The organism is Streptomyces sp. SM18 (assembly GCF_002910775.2).
GTDB classification, from domain to species: Bacteria; Actinomycetota; Actinomycetes; order Streptomycetales; family Streptomycetaceae; genus Streptomyces; species Streptomyces halstedii.
Map to the genome: position 1 here is coordinate 7,010,921 of NZ_CP029342.1, position 14,856 is coordinate 7,025,776.

The window sequence follows — 14,856 nt, forward strand, 5'->3', positions numbered from 1 at the left end:
TCAGCCGAGTGCCCAGGCGACGTCCCTGAGCAGGGCGTGCCGCCAGCCCGCCCGGTCGTGGTCCGACGGCGACCGGGAGACCCGCACGGTCGCCCCGGCCCGCTCGGTCAGGGTCTCGACGAGCCCGCAGTGGGGGAGCATCCGCGCCTCGTGCTCCCCGACGTCGAACGCGACCCGCAGTCCGGGCAGTCCGGGGTGCTCCCGCAGGCGCGCGGCGACGCTGCCGCCGACCGGACCGGCGAGCGGGTCCGCCCGGTCGAAGGCGTCGGGCGTCCACCAGAACGACCCGGACTGGCAGGCGACGCGCGTCACCAGGCCGGGGAACTCCAGGGCCGCGTACAGCGCGCTCAGCCCGCCGAGGCTCTGCCCCGCGACCACCAGCCGGTCCAGGCCGGCCCGCACGCCCGACTCCGCGACCAGTGGCAGCAGTTCGTCCCGGACCGCCTCCCACAGCCGGCGCTCGCACCCGAACTCGGCCTTCCTGCCCTTGGCCGGGAGGAAGACCAGGGTGACGGGGGGCATGTCCCCGGCGGCGACGGCCGAGTCGAACGCGGACACGGCCGGGTGCAGATACAGCCAGTCGTCCCCGTCGAGCAGCAGGACCACCGGCCCGCCGCCGCCCGCCGGATGGACGCGTACGGTGCGCCGCCCGCCGAGCTTCTCGCTGCTCCAGCGGATCCGGGTGCGGGGCAGGGGCGGGACGTCGTCGGGGCCGACGACGGGCCAGTGCGGCTGGTCCGGCGCGTCCGGGGTGGCGGCGAGGGACCGGTCCGCGCCCGCGCCGGCCGGGTTGAACGGGTCCGCGTACGCCGCGCCGTCCACCAGGAGTTGATAGGTCACCCGCAGCCGCGCGGGCATGGGGACCTCGGCGTACCAGCAGTCCGTGCCGGCCCACCGGCGCAGCGGAACCGGCCGCGACCAGCTCTCGAAGCCGACGGTCGCCGGGGCCCCGCGCCACAGGAACAACGCCACCCAGCCACCGTCGCCGGAAGGCACCGGCACGGGTGTCCGCGCCGCCGCCCAGAAGGCGTCGGTACCGGGTTCGCCGGGCAGCCCGTACGCGGCGAAGACCTCCTCCGTACCGGCGGCGCGGCCGGTCGCGGGGCCGTTCACGACCGGCGGGTGACGCGGTCGTGAACGGCCCCGGCGCGCACGCCGGCGTGCGGCCCGGTGCCGCTCTCGAAGGGGAACCGTTCGAACACCAGGCGCATGCGGCGTCTCCTTGTGAGAGGCAAGGTGAAAGGCTAAGCTCGCAATGAATTAGGCGAGCCTAACCTAAGCGTGCCCTCTCCTTCCATCGGTGGCCGCGTGACGGAGCACCGCACGGGGGCCGCTGACCAGGCATCAGCCAGATCCGGCCGCACCCCGCCGGAGACTGGCCCACACCCTCCGGCGCCGCCGTCACGGCCGCGCCGGACCCGAGGAGGCAGTGACAGATGAGCACCAACCCGTTCGACGACCCCGAAGGCCGCTTCCTGGTCCTGGTGAACGACGAGGGCCAGCACTCGCTCTGGCCGTCGTTCGCCGAGGTGCCCGGCGGCTGGACGGTCGCCTTCGAGGAGAACACGCGCGAGGCGTGCCTGGAATACGTCGAGACCCACTGGACCGATCTGCGCCCCCGTTCCCTCGCGGCGTCCATGGACACCTGACCGGCGCGGCGGCCGGAACGACCCCGCCCGTCGCGCCGGCCACTACTGTTTTCCGCATGTCGGACGACGGGACAGCCCTCAAGGCACATGGTAAGGAGGGACGGTGGCACTCGACATCAACGAACCGTTCGGACAGAACTGGACACATGCCGCCCAGTTCGGGATCGCGTTCGCCCTCTCCTGCGCGATCGGTCTGGAACGGGAGATCCGTCAGAAGGCCGCCGGTCTGCGGACCTACACGATCGTCGGGCTGGGGGCCGCCCTGTTCACCCTGGTCAGCAAGTACGGCTTCAGCGATGTCCTGCTGGAGGGCCGGGTGGTGCTCGACCCGTCGCGGGTGGCGGCGCAGATCGTCTCCGGGCTCGGCTTCATCGGCGGTGGCGTCATCTTCGTGTACCGGGGGTCCGTCCGGGGCCTGACCACGGCGGCCTCCATCTGGCTGACCGCGGCGGTCGGGGCGGCCGCCGGAGCCGGTCTCCCCGTCCTCGCGACGCTGGCGACCCTCTCGTACTTCCTGGTCTCCTACGGCGTCCGGCCGCTTGCCCACATGCTCCCGGCCCTGCGTACGGTCGCCATCGGGTACCGGATCACCTACACCGAGGGCATGGGCACCTTGCGGGAGCTGGTCAACCACTGTACCGACGGCGGGTTCTCCATCTCGGAGCTGACCACCCTGACCCCCCAGGGGACGGGCGTGTTCCGACGCCGGCGGCCGGAGGAGCGGCAGTCGGTCGAGCAGACCGTGGAGATCGCCCTCAACGTCCAGGGACGCGGCGACGTGGACGCGCTCACGGCGCGACTGGCCGGCACCTCCGGTGTGCTGGCCTGCAGCAGGAGCGATCTGGCCGACGAATGACGCCGTGGCCCGGCGTCCGGTACGTCCGGGCGCCGGGCCCGGAGGGTGTGGGGCCCGGCCGGTGGGGCCCCGCCGGTGTGGGCCCCCGCCGGGACACCGGCGCGGCCCCCGGCGTGGCTCAGGCCTCGTCGTCCTGGATGTGGACCGCGGCCTCTTCGGCGGAGGCCGCGCCTCCGTCGATCCCCACGTCGCGGCCCAGCACCCGGTTGTGGCGTTCGTCGCCGGGTGCCTCCGGGGCGGCGACACGGCCCGCCCGCTCGTCGCCCGCCTCGTCCTCCGCCGGGCCGTTGCTCTCCGGTTCCCGGCCTCCCGTCCGGTCCTCGGCCGAACCCTGCTCGGGCTCCTCCTGCGCCAGGCGCCGGTCGAGGGACTCGCCCTCCCGCTGCTCCTCGCCGGTCGTGCCGTACTTCGACACACCCAGGGGCTTCTCGGGCGGGGAGTACCCCGTGTCCATCGTGTCGTCGAGGTCGGGCTCGTCGAGCACGTTCTCCGGGTCGAGCTCGTCCGTCGGCCGGTTGCCCGTGTCCGAACCATCCGGCTGGTACACGTCGTCGCCGCGTCCTTCTCCGGACATGTGCCTGTTCCTTCCTTCGGGGTATGCCCTACCCGCCGTCACGTCCGTACGCACGGTCGTGCGGCGTCGTCGCTCTCCTGCCCGCGCGAGCCCGGCTCAGTGATGTGGAAGCGCCGGATTCCCACGGGCGGCCGGTCCGGTCCACCCCGTGCATCCGGTCCGGCGATGCGGCTCTGGGGCGGAGCGGAAGGCCTGGTCGGAGCCGTCGCGGCCACCACTCGACGGCCCCGGCAGCTTATGGCCGATCCGGAGCGGGGGCGACCGGGGGCCGGGTGGGGAGCGGCCGGGGACCGGCTGATTCCACAGGTCTGGCGGGCCCGCGAGGGGGAAGACGGCGAGACGCCGGGGGCGAGACGCCTCCGGGTCCGCCCGTAGCCGCGGGACAGCCGAAGGGACGGGAAGCCATGCCGACCGACATACCGGGAAGACGCGACACCCGCACCGACGAACAGCCCCCGGACGCCCTGTCTGTCCCGGACGTCCCCAACGTCCCGGACGTCCCCAACGTCCCGGACGTCACGGCTGTCCCGGACGTCACGGACGCCCCGGCCGTTTCCGGCGACGCGGCCGTCCCGAGTGGGGGCGCCGCCGTACCGGCCGCCACGGCCGTACCGCACCACACGGGCCGGCCGGGCGAAACCGCCCCCCACGCCCCGGGCGGGCCGCCGGCCACCGGGCTTCCGGGCCCCCTGCCGGGCGCCGCCGACGCCACCGGGCGTCCGTCCGGGGCCTCCAGCGGCACCGCACGCGCGGCCGGGGTCATCGCCGCCGCGGCCGTCTGCCAGGCCGCCCTGATGGTGGGGCTGGGGCTCCTGATCACCGGGCCCGCCGCCCGCGTATGGCCCCTGTCGTCCGAGGACGGGGTCAACGACGCGCTGGAGCGGGCCCGTACCGGCACGCTCGACACGGTGTCGTCCGTCGTCTCCGAGGCGGGCAACACGGGGACGGTGGTCCTCGGCACCCTGGTCAGCTGCCTCGCCCTCCTGCTGATCCCCCGGCTGCCCCGCCTGCGGGAGGCCGTCTTCCTGGCCGTCGCCGTCTCGCTCCAGTCCCTGGTCTTCCTCGTCGTCACCGAGGCGGTGGACCGCACCCGGCCGGACGTGGACCGCCTCGACGCCTCGCCCCCCACCTCCAGCTACACCTCCGGGCACACCGGCGCGGCCACCGCCCTCTACGCGGGCCTCGCCGTCCTCGTCCTGCACCGGGCGAAGGGGCCCTGGCGCAGGGTCGTCGCCGCCCTGCTGCTGCTCCTGCCCCTGCTGGTGGGGCTGGCCCGCGCGTACCGGGGCATGCACCACCCGACGGACGTCGCGGGCGGTCTGCTCAACGGCGGACTGTCCCTGCTGATCGTCGGCCGTGCCCTGCTGGCCGGCCCGCACATACCGGCGCCGCTCCCGTCCGGCGCCACCCGGCACCCCGGGACCACCCGGATCGCCCGTGCGGCGCCGACCGGTCCGGGTCCCGGCCGCACCACGGTGATCCACAACCCCACCGTCACCGACGAGGCCGCCCGCGACGCGGTGCGCGGCGTCCTGGAACGGCACGGTCACCGCTCCGTCCGGTTCGTACCGACCACGGCCGACGACCCGGGGGAGGGCCCGACCCGTAACGCGCTCCGGGACGGAGCGACCCTCGTCGTGGTCTGCGGCGGCGACGGGACCGTCCGCGCGGTCGCGGAGGCCCTGGCGGGCACCGGGACCCCCCTCGCGGTGGTGCCCTGCGGCACCGGGAACCTCCTCGCACGCAACCTCGGCCTGCCCCTGGAACCCGCGAAGGCCCTGTCCGCCGCGCTGCGCGGCACACCGCGCCGCATCGACCTGGGACGGGTCGAGGGCGACGGCCTGCCGCCGGCCCACTTCACCGTGATGTCCGGAGCCGGCCTGGACGCCGCGATGCTGGAGGGCACCAGCGACCGGGCCAAGGCCACCTGGGGCTGGCCCGCCTACCTCGTCGCGGGTCTGCGCGAACTGCGGGCGCCCCGGACGCGCCTGACCCTCCGCCTCGACGGGGCACCGCCGCTGCGCCGCGGCGCCAGGATGGTGCTCGTCGCCAACGCCGGTACGGTGCAGGGCGGGACGGCCCTGGTACCGGCGGCCCGGCCCGACGACGGGCTGCTCGACCTCATGGTCCTCGACCCGCGCGGCCCCGCCGGATGGCTGACCGCCGTCCGCTCACTGCTGCGCCGCCGCCCGTCCCCGCCCACGGGCCCCCGCACGGACACGAGCCGGCGCGCGGTGGAGTACTTCACCTTCCGCCGCGCGGAGATCCACTTCGACGCGCCGCAGCCGCGTGAGCTGGACGGCGACCCCGTGGCCCCGGGCCGGCGCCTGTCCGCCGAGGCCGTACCCGGCGCGCTGACGGTGCTCGTACCGGAGCGAGGGGAGTGAGATGGGTACCGCCACCAAGGTCCCGCAGACCCGCGACATGCGCGGCACCGAACTCTCCGGCGACGAGGCACTGGCCACCCTGCGGCGCTACGGGCGCTGGCCGCTGCTGCGCGACTCCTTCGTCCGCTTCCGGTACGCGGACGGCTTCAGCCACTCCCGGGCGCTCGCCCTCCAGACGGTACTGGCGGTCGTCCCGCTGGTCATCGCGTTCGTCGGGCTGTCCGGCGCCCTGCACACCGAGGACCTGGGCCGGGTGGCCGAACTGACGATCCACCGGATCACCGCGGGCCCCAGCGCCGAGGTGGTCGAGGACGCGCTGCAACGCAGCCGGCGGCGGGCCGACGACGGCGCCCAGGTCGCCCTCTGGTTCGGACTCGCCTTCTCGCTGACCAACACCACCACCGCCATGTGCCAGATCGAACGCGGCGCCAACCGCATCTACGGGGTCGAACGCGACCGGGACTTCCACCGCAAGTACCTGCGCGGGCTGGTGATGTCGCTGACCGCCGGGATCCCGCTGGGTATCGGCTTCGTCGCCATGGTGGCCGGCGGCGACCTGGTGGCGGCCGTCGTGGACGTGTACGGCCTGAGCGCCGGCGCGGAACACGCCCTGAACCTGCTGCGCCGCCCCGTCGGGGTGCTCCTGGTGCTGCTGTCGGCGAGCGCCGTCTTCCGCCGCTCGCCGCGCCGCCGCCAGCCCGGCTACACCTGGCTGGCCTTCGGCGCCGCGGTCTACCTGGTGCTCTGGACCGCCCTCACCTGGCTGTTCAGCCTCTACCTCGAGGTCAGCGGGTCCTTCGACACCGTGTACGGTCCGCTCACCGCCTTCATGTCGCTGCTGCTGTGGGCCTACCTCACCTCTCTCGCGCTGTTCCTCGGCCTGTCGTTCGCCGCTCAGATGGAAGCCGTCCGGGCCAGGCTGCCCGGACCCGTACAACCCGATCCGGGAGCCTGACATGCCCGCCCGACCCGCCGACCCCTCCCCACGCGGCCACCGGGGGAGCACCGGCCGCTCCGCACCGGCGGACCGCCGCCGGGACGCCGACCGCAGGTTCGGTGTCCGGCTGTTCGCCTCCGCGGCCGTCGCCGCGGCCGCCGCCGTCCTCTTCGGCCTCCTGCTCGCACTGGTGGAGAGCGGCTGGGGCCCCCTGCGGCACCTCGACGCGGGCGCGGCCCGCAGCCTGAACCGGACCGCCCTGGACCATCCGGCGTGGACCGGCACCCTGCGCTTCCTCTCCCACGTGGTGTGGGACCCGGTGACCCTGCGCGCGGCGGTCGCGCTGCTCACCCTGTGGCTCGTCCACCGCCGCGCCTGGCGGCTCGCCACCTGGTCCGCGGTCACCGCGGTGACCGGTGGCCTGATCGGCCTGCTGGCCAAGGCGGTCGTCGAGCGGGCCAGGCCGTCCCTCCCGGATCCGGTGGCGCACGCCCCCGGCTTCTCGTTCCCGTCCGGCCACGCGATGACCGCCATGACCTCCTTCGCGATCCTGCTGCTCGTCCTGCTGCCCGTGGTGCGCCGCCGCCTGCGCCCGCTGTGCTGGGCCGTGGCGGGCCTCTCCGTGCTGGGCACCGGCTTCACTCGGGTCGCGCTGGGCGTCCACTGGTTCAGTGACGTGGTCGGGGGCTGGGCGCTCGGGCTCGCCGTGGTCGCGCTCACCGGCTGGGCCTTCGAGGCCTGGCGCGCGGACGCCGGGCTCGGCCGGACCGACGTCGGCGAGGGCCTGGAGCCCGAACTGGGCCGCGACGACCCGGAAGGCGCCGGCGCGCGGCGCGGCACGGCGACCCACCGGACCGGAACACGGGACGGCGGCACCACAAAATGAGACGGGGCGTGCCGACCGTACCGGAACCGGGCTCACACCGGGCGCAAAGGGCGCGTGGACGGCTTGAGCGGGGGGCTCGTTCGCGTACGTCACGTCAACACCTCCCCGCAATCAGCCATTTCACCGGAGAATGGGTGCCTTGTCGGGTCGCACCGGTTATTCGTGGATCCGTACAAGTCCTGTTCCCCGTTCACGAATGAGGGCCGGTTCATGACGACGGTGCTTTTGGTGCACGAGATCTCGCTGTGGAGGGCCTCACTGGCCTGCCTTCTGAGCGCCGACCGCGAACTGCTGGTCGAGGTGACGGACAAAGGCGGGGTACGCGCGGCGGCCGAGGAGTGGTCGCCCGACATCTTCCTCACCGACCTGGACTGTCCGGACTCCGTGGAGGTCCTCGCCGAGGTCGAGTCGCTGCGATGTCCCGACAGCGGGGACGGGGCCCTGGTGGTGCTGGCCCGCGGTGACAGACCCGGCGCCCTGCGCCGGGCGTTCGACGCCGGAGCCCGCGGATACATCGACAAGTTCGGTACCGCGAAGGGATTACCGGAGATCATGCGCAAAGTCGCCGGCGGCGGACGGCACATAGACGAATCCCTGGCGTTCGGACTTCTCCAGGCCGCCGATGTTCCTTTGTCCCGGCGGGAATTGGGGGTGCTCGCCCTGGCGGCCGAAGGAGAGTCCGTATCCTCGATCGCCGGTGCGCTGCACCTGACGAACGGGACGGTGCGCAACTACCTGGCGGCGGCGATACGCAAGACCGGCGCACGCAATCGCCTGGACGCCATACGGCTGTCCAAGCAATTCGGCTGGCTCTGAGCGGGGAGGGCCCGTCAGAACCGCGCCGCCTCAGCGGTCACCGGTTCCCGGCCACCGGCCCGGGACGCCCGTCAGCTCGCGGTAGAAGGGGGAGAGCGCCGGCAGCTCGGCCGGTGTCCCGCACACCACGTGCGTCCCGTCCATCACCACCACACGGTCGGCGCGATGCGCCGACCCCGGGCGGTGGGCTATGACGACCAGGGTGCGCGCCCGGTCCGCGAGGGCGTCCTCGACCCGTGCCTCCGTCACCGGGTCGAGGCCGCTGGTCGCCTCGTCCAGGACGACCAGGGGAGCCGTGGAGAGATGGGCCCGCCCCAGGGCGACGAGCTGCCGTTCCCCCCTGGACAGGTGCCCGGGTGTCACCGGGGCGTCCAGCCCGCCCACCCGGTCCACCAGGGCGTCCAGGCCGAGCGCCCCGACGGTCTCGGCGATCTCCCGGTCCGTGGCCCCCGGCCGCAGATAGCGCAGGTTGTCACGGAGGGAGGCGCTGAACACGAAGGCCCGCTGCGGCAGGAGGGTGCGTACCGAGGCGGCCTCCACCGGCGCGGCATGCCGCCCCGACCAGAGCACCCGGCCCTCGTCGGGCGGCACCACCGCGGCGATCAGACCCGCCAGGGTGGACTTCCCCACGCCGCTGGGGCCGACCACCGCCAGCCTCTCGCCCCGCCGGACGCGCAGGTCCAGCCGGTCCACCACCGGCCGGGCGCCGGGGCCGTACGCGAAGGTGACGCCGCGCAGCTCCGCCTCGTGGCGGGGCGCCCCGCCTCCGGACCGCGCCGGCGGCACGGCACGAGCCGCAGGCACGGGGTCCGGCCGCGGCGGTGGTAGGGGGTCGGTGAAGCGGTCCAGGACCACCACCAGACGGCCCCCCGCCGTACCGAGCACGCTCATCAGGGCGTGCACCGCGGGAGCCAGGGCCTGGGTGAGGTAGGTCAGCGCGCCCACCAGCGCCCCACCGGTCAGCCCGTGGTCCAGCAGCCACGGCGCGGCGAACAGCAGGACCACGGGGGGCACCCGGCCGCAGAGCGCCGTCGCCCCGATCCGTACGGCGCTCCAGCGGGCCAGCTGCCGGGCGGCTCGTGCCTGACGGAGGGTGAGGTCCCGCGCGGTGGCGGACACCTCGTCCCGGGCCCCGGTCGCGGCGATGTCCCGGAGCGCGGACGCGGTCTGCCCGACGTACCCGGCGTACGCCTCGTCGGCGGTCAGATAGGCGTGCTGGCGCGCGGCCATCGGTCCGAGCGTCGCCGCGAACAGCGCGACACCCACGGCGACCGGCGGGAGGACGACCAGCAGCAGCCGCGGTTCGAGCGCCGCCATCCCCGCGAGCGCGCCTGCGGTGGTGAAGACGAACGACCGCAGGGCCAGCACCGTCCCGGCCCAGCCGTCCCGGGCGATCTCGCTCTGGTGGGTCACTTGGGACACCGCACCGCTGGACGCCTCCCCGGGGCCCTCCAGGGCGTCGGCGAGCGCGCGGGCCACGGCGCGCCGCACCAGGCCGTCGCGGAACGGCTCGACCAGGTCCGCGAGCCGGCCGAACACCCCCCGGGTCGCCGCCCCGGCCGGAAGGGTGGCCGCCACCGCGACCAGCAGCCAGAGCAGGCCCACCCCCGGACGCCCGGCCAGGAATCCGTCGTCCAGCGCGCGGGCGACCCCGTAGCCGCCGAGGAAGGTCTGGCCGAACTCCAGCGCGGACCAGCCCGCCAGCCGTACGACCACGCCCCGGCGGGCATGGAGGAAGGGCCGTCCCTCCCGCAGCACCCGGCCCAGCGCCCCCGCCCACGGGTCCCGGACGGAGCGCTCCGTCCGCCGCGCGGCGGGCGGCGGGGCCAGGGGCGGCGCCTCGGTGCGCTGTTCCACCGTCACGCCGTCCCCCTCCCGCCGGACGGGCCGGGCCCGTCGCCGTCCGGGGAGCGGAAGACGGCCCGGTAGTCAGGGTCGGCCCACAGTCCGCCGTGCGGTCCCACCGCGCGTACCTCGCCGTCCTCCAGCCAGACGACCTGGTCCGCACCGGCCGCGACGGACAGCCGGTGGGCGACGACCAGCCGGGTCGTCTCTCCGGCGAAGCCGTCCAGTTCCCGGTGCACCCGGCGCTCGGTGACCGTGTCGAGCCCGCTGGTCGCGTCGTCCAGGATCATCAGCCGTCCCCGGTGCGCGAACGCCCGTGCGAGGCCGAGGCGCTGGTACTCGCCCCCGGACAGCGGGGCCTTCGCCTGCGGGGTCGCGTAGCCCTGGGGGAGGAGCGCGACGAAACCGGCGGAGGCCGCCTCGGCGGCGGCCCGCACCCGGCCGGGCGACGGACGCGGCACCCCGAAGGAGATCGCCTCCTCGACGGTCGTCCCGGGCAGCACCGGGCGGGCGAAGGCGAACGAGACGGTGTGGCGCAGCCGTACGGGATCGACCCCGTCCAGCGGCACCCCGTCGAGGGTGACCGTGCCGGCGTCCGGGTCCGTGAGCCGGCCGGCGACCGCCGCCAGCACCGACTTGCCCGAGCCGGAACGCCCCACGACGGCCACCGAGGTCCCCCCGGGCACGGTGAAGGCCACGTCCCGCAGCAGGTACCTGCCGTCCCGTACGACGTCCACCCCGCGCAGTTCCAGCGTTCCCGGGCCGTCCGGCGGCAGTTCCAGCGAGCGGTGCGGCACGGGGGGCAGGTCCAGGAGCGGTTCCAGGCGGCGCGCGGCGGCCCGGCTGCGCTGGAGGGAGCCCAGCGCCCCCGTCAGGGAGCCGATCCCCACGGCCAGTACGGCGTACCGGGAGGCGGCCACCAGCCCTCCGACGTCGAGCGCCCCGGCCCACAGGCGCAGTCCGGCGACGGCGACGACGAGGACCGTGAGGAGGGGGAGCAGCACGGCGCTGCGGGCGGACGCCCGGCCGTAGACCTCCCAGGTGCGCCGTCCGTGCCCGCCGAGCGCGGTGAGGGGCTCCAGGATCCGGGCGTACTCGCGGGCCCCGGTCCGGGCGGCGCGGATCGTCGCGGCGCCCTCCAGGGCCTCGGTGAGGCGGGCGGCGAGTACGGCCTGTTCCGCCTGGTAGTCCGCGGACGCTCCGGAGGTCTGCCGGGCGAACGTCCGCAGGAGGAGCAGGAGCGCCGGGAAGCCGGCGAGCAGCGCGAGCGCCGTCCACACGTCCACCAGGAAGAGTCCGGCCAGGCCGCCGACCGGGAGGAGGACCGCGGCGACGGCACCGGCGGCGGTGACCGGCGCGGCGGCGGCGTCGGGGGCGTTGGCGGTGAGCCGTGTCGTCAGGTCGCCCGGCGGGACGGGCTCGGTGTTCCGGAGCCCGGTGCCGAGCACCCGGTCCAGGGCGTCGGTCCGCAGCCGGGCGGCGAGCCCGGCCGTCGTGGTGCCGCCGACGACGGTGGCGGCGCAGTCCAGCAGTACCTCCGCCGCGGTGAGCGCCGCGCACAGCCACAGCAGGGCCCAGGGGACGCCGGGGCCGGACACCACACCGTTGACGGCCCCGCCCAGTGCGGCGGGGAGCGCCACGGCGGCGACGGCGGCCCCCGCCGAGCAGAGGCCGGTACCGATCACGGCGACGGGGCGCCGACGGCCCCACGTACGCGGAATCAAGCGTGGCCCCTCTGCCGGGCGCGGTTGCCTCACCGCGCGGATACGGGCACACGGCGGCCCCGGGAGCGGAACCCCCGGGGACCACCGGCCGCCGGCGGGCCGTCCGCGTGCGCGCGGACGGCCCGCCGGTCTCAGGTCACGGGGTGCAGAGCACCACGCTGAGCGAGCTGTACTCGCAGACGAGCAGGCTGACCTGGCTGCCGGTCGCCACCTCGTCGAAGGCCTCTTCCGCCGGGGTGTCCAATGCCTGAAGGTCGAGCAGTGCCATGATGCTTACCCTTTCTCGGGACTGATGGAGCGTCATTTGTTCACGGCCCCGGAGGGGACCGGGCTGTGGGCCGCGGTGCGCGGCTCGGGGAGCCGGGCGGGCGGCAGGAACGGCAGGGCCACCGGACGTCCGGCGAACGCGCTGCCCAGAGCGAGGAGGCAGCCGGCGGTACCGGTCGCCAGGTCCATCGACAGGCGGAGCAACTGCTCCCCGGGGAAGGCCAGGCCACCGCGGTACGGCACGGCGTGCAGGTCGAGCAGGCCGGCGTGACGGCGGATCACCCGCTGCCGCGCCCCGGCGTCCCCCGGGGTGCGTGCCAGGTGCAGGACCAGACCGCCGACGCCCCGGAAGAGCCCCGGCTGGATGTAGAAGGCCGAGCCGCAGGCCCGCAGCAGGGCGTGCCGGGCGGTGGCCAGTTCCTCGTCCGGCCGGTGGGCCAGGAAGTCGTCGAGGACCGTGGCGAGGCCGGCGCTGCCCGCCCCCAGGTACGGCATGGTCCGCTTCCCCTCGACCACCACGAGCGCGTCGTCCGCCCCGGGGCGGCACCGGGCGAGGTCGCGGCGCAGGGCGATCGCGGCGAGGTCCAGGAGCCCGGGGTCACCGGTGGCCTCGTAGCGCCGGATCAGCAGCAGGGCGATGCCCGTCGCGCCGTGCAGCAGCCCGGTGCCCGCCAGTGGACGGTTCTCGGTGAGCGTCCTGACCGCCAGGGCGGCGCAGCGGTCGGCGGCCCGGGACAGGGCGGCCGCGTCGTCCGGGCAGGCGGTGCGGGCGAGGTCGTCGAGGGCCAGGGCGATGCCCGCCTGACCGCTGTGGAGTCCGGCCGGCAGCCCTTCGAAGGGCTGCCGGGCGAGGAGGCGGCCCAGCCGGCCGGCGTGCTCGGCGCGCCCGAGCCTGCCCAGTGTCCAGGCGATGCCGGCCAGTCCGTCGTAGAAACCGGCCGGGGTGCCGGGGGCGGGGTCGGCGGACCGCCGTTCCAGCCAGTCCAGGGCCTGCGGGCAGGAGGGGGCGCCGGTCTCACTCAGCGCGAAGAGGACGCCCGCGGCCCCGTGGGCGAAGGACTGGCCACCGGCGGGCGAGGCGAACTGGGCGATGTCCCCGGGAAAGCAGCGGTCCTCGCGCTCCGGGGTGCAGGAGGCGGCGATCGCGCGGGCCATGGCGTCCCGGCTCAGCGGCCAGTCGGCGGCGGCGGGGAGCGCGCGCCCCCCGCCCGTGCCGGTACCACCGGAGCCGTGCGCCGCCGGGCCGGAGGGGCGCACGGCGGCGGTGTCCCCGGCCGGACGGCGTTCGATCTCCTCGACGGCGGCGTCCAGGGCGCCGGGTGCCAGGCCGAACACCCGCTCGGCACGGGCGGCCAGCGGGGCCGCCTTGCCCCGGTCGATCCCGAAGAGGGTGGTCAGGGGGAGGAACAGGGCCAGCCGCAGACAGGCGAGCGCGTAGCCGTCGATGTCCGTGCCGCGCCGGTCGGGGGGCGCCACGAAGGCCGGATTGGCGACGATCTGCCGTTCGCGCCGGTGGGTGGGTGAGGCCGCTTCGAAGTCGAGGAGCACCACCCGGGCCCCGTCCTCGGAGACGATGACGTTGCTCATGTGCAGATCGCTGATGACCAGCCCGCGGCCGTGCACGTCGCGCACCGCCCGCTCGACCAGGGCGTGGATCCGGTCGGCCCACGCGGCGTGGGCGGCGAGGTCCGCGGGCGACGGGTCCTGGACGGTGAGCGGGAAGCGCCGGGCGAAGACGGTGTTGAGGGTATCGCCGGGTATGTGTTCGAGCACCAGGAAGCGGTGCTCGCCGATGTCGAGGACATCGCGGACGGACGGCACGCAGTCGAGCCCCGCCAGCTGTTCCAGGGCGGCGCGTTCGCGCTCCAGCCGGGCGGGCGCGTCGGCCCCGTCCGCCGCCAGTCCGGCGTGCGGCCGGGCCTCCTTGAGCACCACCCGCGCCCCGTCGCGGGTGTCCCGGCCGAGGTAGACGCCCCCGCCGTTGGAGAAGTGCAGCGCCCGCTCCACCTGGTAGGGCAGGCCGTCCAGGCTCACCGCGGCGCGGGCCGCCAGGTGGGGCAGCAGGAACGGCGGCGTCTCGACCCACGAGGGCACGGTGAACGACGGCCCCCGGGGATCGGGTACGAGGGTGCCCTGAGGGTCGGCCACGGCCGGTACGAGCCGGCCGTCCGGGGTGGCGCAGAAACGCGGCGCGAACGCGCCGTAGCGCACGTGCACCGGCCCGCCGCCGCAGCGCAGGTCGCTGAGGATGCCGGGGCCGTGCTCGCCCTCCAGCAGCCGCATGAGGTCGCCGCACACCAGGGGGAACTCGGCGTCCGAGCGCGGATAGACGGTGATGAACTTCCCGCTGCCCGCGCGGTCCGCGTACTTGGCGTTGCGCAGGTGCAGCAGGCCGGGCGCCGGGACGAACTTGAAGGGCAGGCGCCGCGAGACGCAGTAGGCGGCCACCCGGTCGAGCACCGAGGGGGCGTTGTCGAGTGCAGAGGAGACGTGGATCTTCCATCCCTGCGAGGGCACCCGGACGCCCAGGGGCGTGAGCGAGAACCAGTCACCGCGCCGCGACCGCTCCCAGCCCTCGGGGGCCGGCTCGCGGGCCGGGCCGTACAGCTCCCCCCGCTCGCCGGAGCTCCCGGAGGAACGGTGGGGCGCGTCGTAGAACAGACGGTCCACCGTGCAGTACGAGGCGTACTCCGGATTCACCCGCGCTCCTCGGCTCGTGCGTTCTTCGGTCCGTGCGATTGCGTCGGCACGGAGAAAAGTGCCACGGGGCGGCGGGGCGCGACAGTCGCGGATGTCACCACCGGCCGAGGGGGCGGGACATGCGTAACGCATCTGCGTCCCGCACACCCGCCGGCCCGGCCGGAGCCCCGCCGCAGGTGGGGGCCGTGCCGGACGCCCCGAGCGGGTCCGGACCC

Annotated in this window: 12 protein-coding genes; 6 read left to right on the forward strand and 6 right to left on the reverse strand. The window is 75.3% G+C overall.

What is annotated here, in order from left to right:
* Entirely contained in the window at positions 1-1,113 is a 1,113-nt protein-coding gene (locus tag B9S64_RS31150) for an alpha/beta hydrolase-fold protein (protein ID WP_103489444.1), read from the reverse strand.
* 323 nt (positions 1,114-1,436) lie between these two features.
* On the opposite strand from B9S64_RS31150, the gene B9S64_RS31155 reads away from it, so the two are divergent.
* Positions 1,437-1,649, forward strand: a complete 213-nt coding sequence (locus B9S64_RS31155; RefSeq protein WP_103489445.1) for an MbtH family protein — start codon at positions 1,437-1,439, stop codon at positions 1,647-1,649.
* Between the two features lie 103 nt (positions 1,650-1,752).
* Positions 1,753-2,505, forward strand: a complete 753-nt coding sequence (locus B9S64_RS31160; protein ID WP_103489446.1) for an MgtC/SapB family protein — start codon at positions 1,753-1,755, stop codon at positions 2,503-2,505.
* A gap of 118 nt (positions 2,506-2,623) precedes the next feature.
* Here B9S64_RS31160 and B9S64_RS31165 read toward each other — a convergent pair whose 3' ends face one another.
* Entirely contained in the window at positions 2,624-3,079 is a 456-nt protein-coding gene (locus tag B9S64_RS31165; RefSeq protein WP_103489447.1) for a DUF5709 domain-containing protein, read from the reverse strand.
* A 404-nt stretch (positions 3,080-3,483) separates the two neighbouring features.
* Here B9S64_RS31165 and B9S64_RS31170 point away from each other — a divergent pair, with 404 nt between their 5' ends.
* The 4 genes from B9S64_RS31170 (at position 3,484) to B9S64_RS31185 (ending at position 8,105) form a co-directional block, all read left to right on the forward strand.
* Positions 3,484-5,466 carry a diacylglycerol kinase family protein gene (locus tag B9S64_RS31170; RefSeq protein ID WP_375153035.1) on the forward strand — a complete coding sequence of 661 codons (1,983 nt, stop codon included), beginning with the start codon at positions 3,484-3,486 and terminating at the stop codon, positions 5,464-5,466.
* Between the two features lies 1 nt (position 5,467).
* A complete protein-coding gene (locus B9S64_RS31175; protein ID WP_103493727.1) occupies positions 5,468-6,421 on the forward strand; it encodes a YihY/virulence factor BrkB family protein in 954 nt (317 codons plus the stop codon).
* Between the two features lies 1 nt (position 6,422).
* Positions 6,423-7,289 (forward strand): phosphatase PAP2 family protein, encoded by an 867-nt coding sequence (locus B9S64_RS31180; RefSeq protein WP_103493728.1) that lies wholly within the window; start codon positions 6,423-6,425, stop codon positions 7,287-7,289.
* A 210-nt stretch (positions 7,290-7,499) separates the two neighbouring features.
* Positions 7,500-8,105 (forward strand): response regulator transcription factor, encoded by a 606-nt coding sequence (locus B9S64_RS31185; RefSeq protein ID WP_093529821.1) that lies wholly within the window; start codon positions 7,500-7,502, stop codon positions 8,103-8,105.
* A 30-nt stretch (positions 8,106-8,135) separates the two neighbouring features.
* Here the strand turns inward: B9S64_RS31185 and B9S64_RS31190 are convergent, their stop codons facing one another.
* From B9S64_RS31190 to lanKC, 4 genes are all read right to left on the reverse strand, one after another.
* Positions 8,136-9,968, reverse strand: a complete 1,833-nt coding sequence (locus B9S64_RS31190; RefSeq protein WP_374936110.1) for an ATP-binding cassette domain-containing protein — start codon at positions 9,966-9,968, stop codon at positions 8,136-8,138.
* Positions 9,965-11,674 (reverse strand): ABC transporter ATP-binding protein, encoded by a 1,710-nt coding sequence (locus B9S64_RS31195; RefSeq protein ID WP_103493729.1) that lies wholly within the window; start codon positions 11,672-11,674, stop codon positions 9,965-9,967. Before B9S64_RS31195 ends, B9S64_RS31190 begins: the two co-directional genes overlap by 4 nt.
* A gap of 136 nt (positions 11,675-11,810) precedes the next feature.
* Positions 11,811-11,942: a SapB/AmfS family lanthipeptide gene (locus B9S64_RS31200; RefSeq protein ID WP_028440635.1), complete on the reverse strand. Its 132-nt coding sequence runs from the start codon at positions 11,940-11,942 to the stop codon at positions 11,811-11,813.
* A gap of 32 nt (positions 11,943-11,974) precedes the next feature.
* Positions 11,975-14,641, reverse strand: coding sequence for a class III lanthionine synthetase LanKC (lanKC, locus tag B9S64_RS31205; protein ID WP_103493730.1), 2,667 nt, complete (start codon positions 14,639-14,641; stop codon positions 11,975-11,977).
* Positions 14,642-14,856: the final 215 nt, after the last annotated feature.